This window comes from Ramlibacter sp., assembly GCF_028292805.1.
In the GTDB taxonomy this organism is placed as follows: Bacteria; Pseudomonadota; Gammaproteobacteria; order Burkholderiales; family Burkholderiaceae_C; genus Ramlibacter.
Genome location: NZ_JAQGLS010000035.1, coordinates 1 through 9,848, shown reverse-complemented (window position 1 = coordinate 9,848; position 9,848 = coordinate 1). Strand labels below are relative to the sequence as shown.

At 68.2% G+C, this 9,848-nt stretch carries 10 protein-coding genes and 1 pseudogene; 9 read left to right on the top strand and 2 right to left on the bottom strand.

From position 1 onward, the window contains the following. The first annotated feature begins 44 nt into the window (after nucleotides 1-44). Both JWP65_RS01890 and JWP65_RS01885 read left to right on the top strand, forming a co-directional pair. Nucleotides 45-1,523: a glutamine synthetase family protein gene (locus JWP65_RS01890; RefSeq protein ID WP_299759811.1), complete on the top strand. Its 1,479-nt coding sequence runs from the start codon at nucleotides 45-47 to the stop codon at nucleotides 1,521-1,523. Nucleotides 1,524-1,543: 20 nt separating this feature from the next. Next, nucleotides 1,544-1,843, top strand: coding sequence for an antibiotic biosynthesis monooxygenase (locus JWP65_RS01885; protein ID WP_299759809.1), 300 nt, complete (start codon nucleotides 1,544-1,546; stop codon nucleotides 1,841-1,843). Nucleotides 1,844-1,866: 23 nt separating this feature from the next. On the opposite strand, the gene JWP65_RS01880 is transcribed toward JWP65_RS01885, so the two are convergent. After that, on the bottom strand, nucleotides 1,867-2,475 hold the full coding sequence (locus JWP65_RS01880; RefSeq protein WP_299759807.1) for an OmpA family protein: 609 nt from the start codon (nucleotides 2,473-2,475) through the stop codon (nucleotides 1,867-1,869). A gap of 128 nt (nucleotides 2,476-2,603) precedes the next feature. On the opposite strand from JWP65_RS01880, the gene JWP65_RS01875 reads away from it, so the two are divergent. The 7 genes from JWP65_RS01875 (at nucleotide 2,604) to JWP65_RS01845 (ending at nucleotide 9,420) form a co-directional block, all read left to right on the top strand. Continuing rightward, nucleotides 2,604-3,950 carry an FAD-dependent oxidoreductase gene (locus tag JWP65_RS01875; protein WP_299759805.1) on the top strand — a complete coding sequence of 449 codons (1,347 nt, stop codon included), beginning with the start codon at nucleotides 2,604-2,606 and terminating at the stop codon, nucleotides 3,948-3,950. A 10-nt stretch (nucleotides 3,951-3,960) separates the two neighbouring features. Further along, the gene (gene gtdA, locus JWP65_RS01870) at nucleotides 3,961-5,016 is read left to right on the top strand and encodes a gentisate 1,2-dioxygenase (protein ID WP_299759803.1); all 1,056 of its coding nucleotides are present in this window, start codon (nucleotides 3,961-3,963) and stop codon (nucleotides 5,014-5,016) included. Next, complete coding sequence (locus tag JWP65_RS01865) at nucleotides 5,013-5,714, top strand: fumarylacetoacetate hydrolase family protein (protein ID WP_299759801.1); 702 nt, start codon at nucleotides 5,013-5,015, stop codon at nucleotides 5,712-5,714. Before gtdA ends, JWP65_RS01865 begins: the two co-directional genes overlap by 4 nt. Before the next feature lie 40 nt (nucleotides 5,715-5,754). After that, a complete protein-coding gene (locus JWP65_RS01860) occupies nucleotides 5,755-6,246 on the top strand; it encodes a TRAP transporter small permease (protein WP_299759799.1) in 492 nt (163 codons plus the stop codon). Further along, nucleotides 6,243-7,562: a TRAP transporter large permease gene (locus JWP65_RS01855; protein WP_299759797.1), complete on the top strand. Its 1,320-nt coding sequence runs from the start codon at nucleotides 6,243-6,245 to the stop codon at nucleotides 7,560-7,562. The genes JWP65_RS01860 and JWP65_RS01855 overlap by 4 nt, the downstream gene beginning before the upstream one ends. A 198-nt stretch (nucleotides 7,563-7,760) precedes the next feature. After that, complete coding sequence (locus tag JWP65_RS01850; RefSeq protein ID WP_299759795.1) at nucleotides 7,761-8,816, top strand: TRAP transporter substrate-binding protein; 1,056 nt, start codon at nucleotides 7,761-7,763, stop codon at nucleotides 8,814-8,816. A gap of 55 nt (nucleotides 8,817-8,871) precedes the next feature. Continuing rightward, nucleotides 8,872-9,420, top strand: coding sequence for an NUDIX hydrolase (locus tag JWP65_RS01845; RefSeq protein WP_299759793.1), 549 nt, complete (start codon nucleotides 8,872-8,874; stop codon nucleotides 9,418-9,420). A 93-nt stretch (nucleotides 9,421-9,513) separates the two neighbouring features. Here the strand turns inward: JWP65_RS01845 and JWP65_RS01840 are convergent. Continuing rightward, nucleotides 9,514-9,848 (bottom strand): annotated as a pseudogene (locus tag JWP65_RS01840) (hypothetical protein); the annotation flags it as partial.

Genomic DNA, 9,848 nt, shown 5'->3' with positions numbered 1-9,848 from the left:
AAGGCGGCGGCCAGCCGGCCGGCGGGCGTGCCCAGCGCGGCCGAATGAGCGCATTCGCCGAGCGCTGCGGCATCCACGACGCAGCGCGCGAGCAGGCGCTGCAGCACACCGCCCGGGCCATCGAGGCGGCGGGGCTGGAGCTGGTGCGCTTTGCCTGGTGCGACCTGCACGGCGTGCTGCGCGGCAAGACACTGGTGGCGGCGGCCGCCGCCGATGCGATGCGCGCCGGAGTCGGACTGGTCAGCACGCTGATGCTCAAGGACAGCTCGGACCGCACCGCCTTCAAGGTGTTCGAGCCGGGCGGCACCGCCGGGCTGGACGGTTTCGGTTTTGCCAACAACCTGCTGCTGCTGGCGGACCCGGCCAGCTTCAAGCGGCTGCCATGGGCGCCGGCCACCGGGTGGCTGCAAGCGCAGCCCTGGTTCGCCGACGGCCAGCCGGTGGAACTGGACACCCGGCGCGTGCTGCAACGGGCGCTGGCGCGGCTGGCGGCTTGCGGCTACGGCCTCAAGTGCGGGCTGGAGGTGGAGTTCCACATCTACCGCATCGAGGACACGCAGGCCCAGCTCGACCCGATGCAGGCCGACTGGCCGGGCCAGCCGCCGCGTGTGAGCCTGGTGCACCCGGGCTACAACCTGCTGGCCGAAGGCTGGTTCGACCTGGCGGAAGAACCGCTGCGGATCGTGCAGCACACGGCGCAGGCGCTCGGGCTGCCGCTGTTGTCGCTGGAGGTGGAACTGGGCCCGAGCCAGGTCGAGGCGGTGTTCGAAGCCACCGATGCCATGACCGCCGCCGACAACATGGTGCTGTTCCGCAGCGCGGTCAAGCAGGCGCTGCGCCGTGCCGGCTACCACGCCACCTTCATGTGCCGGCCGCCCTTTCCCAACATCATGTCCAGCGGCTGGCACCTGCACCAGTCGCTGGTCGACGCGCGCACCGGGGCCAACCTGTTTCGCCGCCAGGTGCCGGCCGAAGGCAGCACGCCGGAACACGCGCAGTACAGCCTGTCGGCAGTCGGCGAGCAGTGGCTGGCCGGGCTGCTGGCGCACGCGCGCGGCATGACGGTGTTCTGCACACCCACGGCCAACGGCTTCGCGCGCTTTCGCCCGAACGCGCTGGCGCCGCAGTCGGTGCTGTGGGGGCGCGACAACCGCGGCGCCATGCTGCGGGTGATCGGTGAGTGCGGCGACGCCGGCACCCGCATCGAGAACCGCATCGGCGAGCCGGCCGCCAACCCCTACCTGTACCTGGCCTCGCAGATCCACGCCGGCCTCAGCGGCATCGCGCGCGACCTGGCCGCCCCGCCCGCAACCGACTCGCCTTATGGCGGCCAGGCCGAGAGCCTGCCCACCAGCCTGGGCGAGGGCCTGCAGGCGCTGCGCGACGACGCCGTCCTGTGCGCGGCGTTCGGCGAGGCCTTCATCCACTACTTCAGCCGCATCAAGCAGTCCGAGCGCCAGCGCTTGGAGCAGGCGCAAGACCGCGACGATTTCGAGCGGCGCGAATATTTCAGCCGCATCTGACGATCACCCAAGGAGCAACCATGATTCTGGAACTTGCCGACATCCGCATCCAGCCCGGCCAGCAGGCCGCCTTCGAGCAAGCCATCCAGCGTGGGCTGACGACGGTCGCCGCGCAGGCCAAGGGCATGCGCGGCTTCAAGGTCAACAAGGGGATCGAGTCACCCGAGCGCTACGTGCTGCAGATCTTCTGGGACACGCTGGAGGACCACACGCTGGGCTTTCGCGAAGGACCGCTGTTCGGCCAGTGGCGCGCCATCGTGGGCCCGTTCTTCGCCGCGCCCCCGGTGGTGGAGCACTTCGAACTGGTGGCGAAGAGCTGAACCCGGGAGCGCGCGCGGCGCGGTTAGCGGGCAGCGACGTTCGAGCGCTCGCCCAGGAAGATCTCCACCCGGCGGTTGCGGGCCCGGCCGGCGTCGCTGGTGTTGTCGGCCACCGGCTCGGCTTCGCCGCGGCCGGCAATGGTGACGCGACGCGGGTCGACGCCGCGCGCCAGCAGGTACTGGCGGGTCGATTCGGCGCGGTCCAGCGACAGCCGGTTGTTCAGGTCAGTGCCGCCAGTGCTGTCGGTGTGGCCGACCACGCGCACTTCGGTGTTCGGCTGGTTGGCCAGGCCGTTGGCGAACTGGTCCAGGACGGGCCGCAGGTTGGCCTTGATGTCGGAGCGGCCGGTGTCGAACGACACGTCGCTCGGGATGTTCAGCTTCAGCTGATTGTCCTGCGTCTGCACCACCGCCACGCCGGTGCCGGCGGTGGCGCGTTCCATCGCCAGCTTTTTTTGCTGCATATGCTGCGACCAGACGTAGCCGCCGAGGGCGCCGACGCCGGCGCCGATGGCGGCGTTGCGGCCGGTTTCGCCGCCAATGCCGGCGCCGGTGGTGGCGCAGCCGGTGAGGCCGAAGGCGGCGATGGTGACGGCCAGCATGGCGGTGCGAACGGAGTTGGTCTTGTTCATTGAGTTTCCTTTTTTTCTGATCGGTGTGCCCGCTACGGGACAGGCGGCGCTAGCATGCCTCAGCTATGCCGGCAGGCTCGTAGGACGGGCGGCCGGTTGCCCATCGTTACGCCGGTATGCTTGAGCCCATGACAAGCAGCATCACCGAACCCAGCCGCCGCACGGAAGTTCACGGCGAATACGACGTCGTCGTCCTCGGCGGCGGCCCCGCCGGCATGGCGGCAGCCGTGGCCGCCGCCCGCGCCGGCCGCAGCACCTTGCTGATCGAACGCTACGGCTTCCTCGGCGGCATGGGCACCGCCGCCGGCGTCACCAATTTCTGCGGCCTGCACGCCAACATCCATGGCGAGATCCGCCAAGTGGTGCACGGCGTGGCCGACGACCTGCTGCAGCGGATCGATCGCCTCGGCGGCCTCAATGCGCCCCACTCCCTGTTCGGCCACAAGATCGTGGCCCAGTCCTATGACACCGCGGCCTACAAAATTGCCGCCGACGACCTGCTGCTGGCGGCCGGCGTTGAAATTCTCTTTCACGCACTCGGCGCCGGGGTCGTGATGGACGGCGCCGCCCGGGTGCAGGCGCTGCTGGTCGAGACCAAGTCGGGCCGCCGCGCGGTCGTCGGCCGCGCCTTCATCGACGCTTCCGGCGACGGCGACCTCGCCGCCTGGGCCGGTGCCCCGTTTTCCAAGGGCGACGGCGAAGGCCACATGCTCTATCCCTCCACCATGTTCCGCATCAACGGCGTGGACGCGCAGCGCGCCGGCAAGGCCTGGGAAACGATTCCGGAGCTGATGGCCAAGGCCGAAGCCGCCGGCCGCTACAAGTTCCCGCGCAAGGGCGCCATCGTGCGGCCCCAAAAGAGCGGCATCGAGTGGCGCGCCAACGTCACGCAGCTGGCCAACCGCGAAGGCAACGCCATGGACGGCACCGATGCCCGCGAGCTGTCCGAAGCCGAGGTGATCGGCCGCCAGCAGATCGCCGCCGTGGCGGGCTTCCTGCGCGAGGTGCCCGGCTTCGAGAACAGCTACGTTTCCGACATCGCGCCCCAGGTCGGCATTCGCGAGACGCGCCGCGTGCACGGCTTGTACGAGCTGACCGAAGCGGACGTGCTGGAGTGCGAGAGCTTCGATGACACCATCGGCGTCAACGGCTGGCCGCTGGAGCTGCACACCAAGGGCGACGTCGAGTTCCGCTGGCCGAAGATCCCGGAAAGCCGCGGCTTCAACCAGCTACCCTACCGCATGACCGTGCCGAAAGGGCTGGACAACGTCTGGGTGGCGGGACGCTGCGCCTCCATGAGCCACGAGGCCCAGTCGGCAGCGCGCGTCACCGGCGCCTGCTTCGTGATGGGCCAGGCGGCCGGCCTGGCCGCGGACCTGTCGCTCAAGGCCGGCGTGAATGCCGACGCCGTCGCCGTGCCCGCCCTGCAGGTCGCCCTGGAAGACACCGGCGCCTGGCTTGGCCGCAACTGGTAAAGGAAACACCATGAACGCACCCCACCCCAACGCGCAGGTCCGGCAACAGCTGTACCGCGACATGGACCCGCTGAACCTGACGCCGCTGTGGGAGGTGCTGCATGCCCTGGTGCCCAGGCAGCCCGCCACGCCTTGCGCGCCGGCCTGCTGGCAGTACGACGCCGTGCGGCCGCTGCTGCTGCGGGCCGGCGACGCGATCACCGCCGAGGAGGCGGTGCGCCGGGTGCTGATCCTGGAGAACCCGAAGCTGCGCGGCCAGTCGGCCGTGACCCAGTCGCTGTACGCCGGCCTGCAACTGATCATGCCGCGCGAAGTGGCGCCCAGCCACCGCCACACCCAGAGCGCGCTGCGCTTCATCGTCGAAGGCTCGGGCGCCTACACGGCGGTCGACGGCGAGCGCACCACCATGCGCCCGGGCGATTTCATCATCACGCCGAGCTGGACCTGGCACGACCACGGCAACGACACCGACGCCCCGGTGGTCTGGCTGGACGGCCTGGACATCCCGATGGTGCGCTTCTTCGACGCCGGGTTCGCCGAGAACGACAGCAGCACCTCGCAGCAGGTGACGCGGCCCGAAGGCACCAGCCTGGCCCGTTTCGGCCACAACATGGCGCCGGTGCGGCACGAGTCGCCCTACGGCGCGACCTCGCCGATCTTCAGCTATCCCTACGAGCGCAGCCGCGAGACGCTGGAGCAGCTGGAACGCAGCGCGCCCGTTGACGCCTGGGACGGCGTCAAGCTGCGCTACACCAACCCGCTCACGGGCGGCTGGCCGATGCCGACCATCGGCACCTTCATGCAGAAGCTGCCGCGCGGCTTCACCGGCCAGCCCTGGCGCCAGACCGACGGCGCCGTCTACAGCGTGGTCGAAGGTGAAGGCGAAGTGACCATCGCCAGCGGCGACCAGGAGTGGCGCTACCGCTTCGGTCCACGCGATCATTTCGTGGTGCCGTCGTGGCACACTGCCCGGCTTTCGTCGGCCGCCGGCTGCGTCCTGTTCAGTTTTTCCGACCGTCCCGTGCACCAGGCACTGGGCATCCACAGCGAAGAGAGGTTGTCATGAGCTATGTATTCCAACCCGCGCCGGCGCCCAGCGTGCCGGTGGTCGGACGCGCCGAGCGCTTTCCGGTGCGCCGCATCTACTGCGTCGGCCGCAACTACGTGGAGCATGCGCAGGAGATGGGCTTCACCGGCCGCGAGCCGCCGTTCTTCTTTCTCAAGCCCGCCGACGCCGTGGTGGTGGTCAACGAGGGCGAAACCGGCGCCATGGCCTACCCGCCCATGACCAGCAACTTCCACCACGAAATCGAGCTGGTGGTGGCCATCGGCAAGGGCGGCAAGAACATCCTGGCGGCCGACGCCCACAAGCACATCTTCGGCTACGCGGTGGGCCTGGACATGACGCGGCGCGACCTGCAAGGCGAGATGAAGAAGCAGGGCCGCCCCTGGTGCATCGGCAAGGCCTTCGACCAAAGCGCGCCGATCGGCCCGATCACCCCGGCCGACCAGGCCGGCGACGTGAACAAGGCGCCGATCTGGCTGCAGGTGAACGGCAAGGACCGCCAGCGCAGCAACGTCTCAAAGCTGATCTGGAACATAGCTGAAACGATCGAGCACCTGTCGGCGGCCTGGGAGCTGCAACCGGGCGACCTGATCTACTCCGGCACTCCCGAGGGCGTGGCGGCGGTGGTGGCTGGCGACACGCTGGTGGGCGGCGTGGCCGGCCTGGGCACGCTGTCGGTCAAGGTCCAGGGCGCCTGACGCGCCCGCGACGACAAGAAAAAACAACGAGGAGACTGCCGTGCGCATATTGGAAAACCTGGCGAAATTCTGCGCCATTCTGGCCGGCGTGTTGCTGACCGGGATCACGCTCATGACCTGCGGCAGCCTGATCGGCCGCAACACCACCGGTGCCTCGATCGTCGGCGCCTTCGAGCTGACCGGCGTGGCGGCCGGCGCCGCCATCGCCCTGTTCATGCCGCTTTGCCAGGCGCGGCGCGGCAACATCATCGTGGACTTCTTCACCGCGAAGATGTCGTCCGAGGCCAACTCGCGCATGGACCGCTTTGGCGCCCTGCTGCTGGCGCTGATCTTCGCGCTGCTCGCCTGGCGCACCACGCTGGGCGGGCTCAACAGCTTTTCCTACGGCTCCGAAACCCAGATCATGGGTTTTCCGGAATGGATCACCTACGCGGCGATGGTCCCGGCGTTCGTGCTGGCCGGCCTGATCACGCTGCACCAGGCCGCGTTCGGCTTCGGTGACACGCAAGAGACCGGCGAGGTCGCCATATGAGCGCGCTGGGACTCACCGCCCTGATCTTCGGCTGCATGCTGGGTCTGATGGCGATCCGCGTGCCGATCGCCGTGAGCATGTTCTGCGCCGGCGCCATCGGCTACGTCACCCAGACCGGCTGGCTGCCGTTCTCCAACTTCCTGAACACGCAGGCGTTCGCGCGCTTTGCCAGCTACGACCTGTCGGTGATCCCGCTGTTCATCCTGATGGGGCACTTCGCCACCAAGGGCGGCATCAGCAAGTCGCTGTTCGAGTTCGCCGCGGCGCTGATGGGGCGCTTTCGCGGCGGCCTGGCCATGGCCTCGCTGCTGGCCTGCGCCGCCTTCGGCGCGATCAGCGGCTCGTCGGTGGCCACCGCCGCCACCATCACCAGCGTGGCGCTGCCGGAAATGCGCCGTCACGGCTATTCCGGCCGCATCGCCACCGGCACCCTGGCCGCGGGCGGCACGCTGGGCATCCAGCTGCCGCCCTCGATCGTGCTGGTGATCTACGCCATCCTGACCGAGCAGAACATCAGCAAGCTGTTCGCCGCCGCCATCGTCCCCGGCATCATCGCGATGATCGGCTACATGATCGCCGTGGCGATCTACGTGCGGGTGGCGCCCGGCCACGCACCGGCCGTGGAAGACACGCCGCGGCGGCTGACGCTGGCCTCCGTCGTCGGCGTGGCGCCGATCGCGATCATCTTCCTGCTGGTGTTCGGCGGCATCTACGGCGGCTTCTTCACGCCGACCGAAGGCGCCGCCGTCGGCGCCGCCACCACCTTCCTGACCGCCCTGCTCAAGGGCGAGATGAGCATAGACAAGTTCAAGGAATGCTTCTACGGCACGGCGGTGAGCGCCGCCATGATCTTCCTGATCTTCCTGGGCGCCGACCTGATGAACTCGGCGCTGGCGCTGACGCAGGTGCCGAACCAGCTGGCGGCCGTGGTCGGCGGCTGGGGCGTCTCGCCGCTGGTGGTGGTGGTGGCGATCCTGCTGTTCTACGTGCTGCTCGGCGCCGTGATGGACGAGTTGTCCATGCTGCTGCTGACGATCCCGATCTTCTTTCCGATCATCATGGGCCTGGACTTCGGCATGCCCAGGGAGTCCGTGGCGATCTGGTTCGGCATCATGGTGCTGATGACGGTGGGCTTCGGCCTGATCGCCCCGCCGGTGGGGCTGAACGTGTATATCGTCAACGGCATGGCCAAGGACGTGCCCATGGGCGAGACTTACCGCGGCGTGATGCCGTTCCTGATCAGCGATGTGGTCCGCACCACCTTGTTCCTGTTCTTCCCGATCATCCCGCTGTGGCTGGTCGGCTTCATCAAATGATTCATCACCGCAATTTGCTTGCGCGATGTTTCGGTGAATGGTCAGTGTGGGGAGGACCGGCGGCGCCGGATCCTCTTCACAAGGCGAACCGGGCCGCGCGATGCGCGCCCGCCTCACCACGAAGGAAGCTTTTACGGGTAGCCCCCAAGGCGCCAGCGCGGATTCTTTGATCTACTCAGGGTTTTGGAGAGTTGAAAAATGATGCAACGTCGCACGCTTTTGAAGTCCGGCGCCGCCGCGGCCGCCCTGTCGGCGCCCGCGCTCAGCGGGTTCGCCCAGCAAGCCGTGACGCTCAAGTTCCACACCTTCATGGCGCCGCAATCGGCCGTGTACGTGTCCATGCACAAGGCCTGGATGGACAAGGTGGAAAAGGACTCGGGCGGCCGCATCAAGTTCGAAGGCTATCCCGCCATGCAGCTGGGCGGCACGCCGGTGCAGTTGTACGACCAGGCCAAGGACGGCGTGGTCGACATCGTCTGGACCCTGCCCGGCAACACCGCCGGGCGCTTTCCGCGCATCGAGGTGTTCGAGCTGCCGTTCATGATGAACAACGCCGAAGCCACCTCCAAGGCGTACTGGGAATACGTGCAGACCGTCGCCCAGGACGAGTTCAAGGACACGCAGGTGCTGGCGCTGCAGGTGCATGGCCCCGGCATGTTCCACACCAAGGAAAAGCTGATCAAGACGGCCGACGACCTGCGCGGCCTGAAGATGCGCGGCCCCACCCGACAGATCACCAAGATGCTCGGCTACCTGGGCGCCACGCCGGTCGGCATGCCGCTGCCGCAGATCCCCGATGCCCTGGCCAAGGGCACCATCGACGGCTGCGTGATTCCCTGGGAGGTGGTTCCTTCGGTCAAGGTGCACGAGCTGACCAAATTCCACAGCCAGTTCGATTCGGCCGGTGGTGCGCTCTACACCACCACCTTCGTGATGGCGATGAACAAGGCCAAGTACAACTCGCTGGCGCCCGACTTGAAGAAAGTGATCGACGCCAACTCGGGCATGGCCACCTCGGCCTGGATGGGCAAGGTGCAGCAGGGCAACGATCTGCCGGGCCGCAAGTCCGCCGTCGACCGCAAGAACACCATCCACACCATCTCCGCTGGAGACGCGCAGGAGTTCAAGCGCAAGGCGCGCCTGGTCGAAGTGGAATGGGTTCAGGACATGAACAAGCGCGGCTTCGACGGCAAGAAACTGCTGGAGACGGCGCGCGCGCTGATCGACAAGCACGGCAAGACCACCAAGGCCTGATAATCGATCGCTGGCCGACTTGCAACGGGGCCCCTCGCGGGCCCTTTCCCATTCCGTGATGCTTCCCCGCTCCATCAAGCACTGCCGCAACTGCGGCACCGCGGTCATCTACCGCGTGCCCGACGACGGCGACACCAAGGAGCGCGCCGTCTGCCCCGGCTGCGACACCATCCACTACGAAAACCCGCTGAACGTGGTGGGGACGGTGCCCTGGTTCGGCGACAAGGTGCTGCTGTGCAAGCGCAACATCGAGCCGCGCTGGGGCAAGTGGACGCTGCCGGCCGGCTTCATGGAACTGGGCGAAGGCACGGCGCAAGGCGCGGCCCGCGAAACGCACGAGGAAGCCGGGGCGCAGATCGAGATGGAGGCGCTGTTCACGGTGCTCAGCGTGCCGCGGGTGGGCCAGGTGCACCTGTTCTACCGAGCCCGCCTGCTGAGCGACGTGTTCGAGCCGGGCTTCGAGACGATCGAGGCGCGATTGTTCTCGCAAGCCGAGATCCCCTGGGAAGAGATCGCCTTTCGCACCGTCAAGGAGACGCTGCAGCGCTTTTTCGAAGACCGCGCGCGCGGCAGCTTCGGCGTGCACGCGTACGACATCGTCTAGCGTGTCGGCGCCCGGCGGAACAACCTGCAGGCGGGCGCCCCGGCATGGAAATCCCGGTTCCCCGGATTTCCGTGCCTGATCAGGCCACTCGAATCACTGCGGACCCTGCCGCACCTTGCTGTCTTCCCGCATCCGCACCTCTTCCCGGTGCTTGACGCACAGCTGATGGTTGCGCGTGCCGGCCTTGCCGCAGGCGTCGGCCAGGCAGTATTCGCGCGCCAGGAACATCCGGTCGCGGCACTGTTCCACTGCGGCGGAAGCGGCGCTGTTGGAGGCAACCGACGAGGATGGGGCGGAGCGCGGCGGCGGATCCGGCGGCTCCGCCCGGGGCGGCGGCGCGATCACGATCGAGCGCGCCGGCTCGGCCGGCGCCGAGACGGCACGGCCCGTCTTCGGCGCCGAAGCAGCCCGCCGCGCACTGGCTCGGG

Coding starts and splice junctions, on each gene's coding strand:
- JWP65_RS01890 (WP_299759811.1), top strand. CDS start 45: ATGAGCGCATTCGCCGAGCGCTGCGGCATCCACGACGCAGCGCGCGAG.
- JWP65_RS01885 (WP_299759809.1), top strand. CDS start 1,544: ATGATTCTGGAACTTGCCGACATCCGCATCCAGCCCGGCCAGCAGGCC.
- JWP65_RS01880 (WP_299759807.1), bottom strand. CDS start 2,475: ATGAACAAGACCAACTCCGTTCGCACCGCCATGCTGGCCGTCACCATC.
- JWP65_RS01875 (WP_299759805.1), top strand. CDS start 2,604: ATGACAAGCAGCATCACCGAACCCAGCCGCCGCACGGAAGTTCACGGC.
- gtdA (WP_299759803.1), top strand. CDS start 3,961: ATGAACGCACCCCACCCCAACGCGCAGGTCCGGCAACAGCTGTACCGC.
- JWP65_RS01865 (WP_299759801.1), top strand. CDS start 5,013: ATGAGCTATGTATTCCAACCCGCGCCGGCGCCCAGCGTGCCGGTGGTC.
- JWP65_RS01855 (WP_299759797.1), top strand. CDS start 6,243: ATGAGCGCGCTGGGACTCACCGCCCTGATCTTCGGCTGCATGCTGGGT.
- JWP65_RS01850 (WP_299759795.1), top strand. CDS start 7,761: ATGATGCAACGTCGCACGCTTTTGAAGTCCGGCGCCGCCGCGGCCGCC.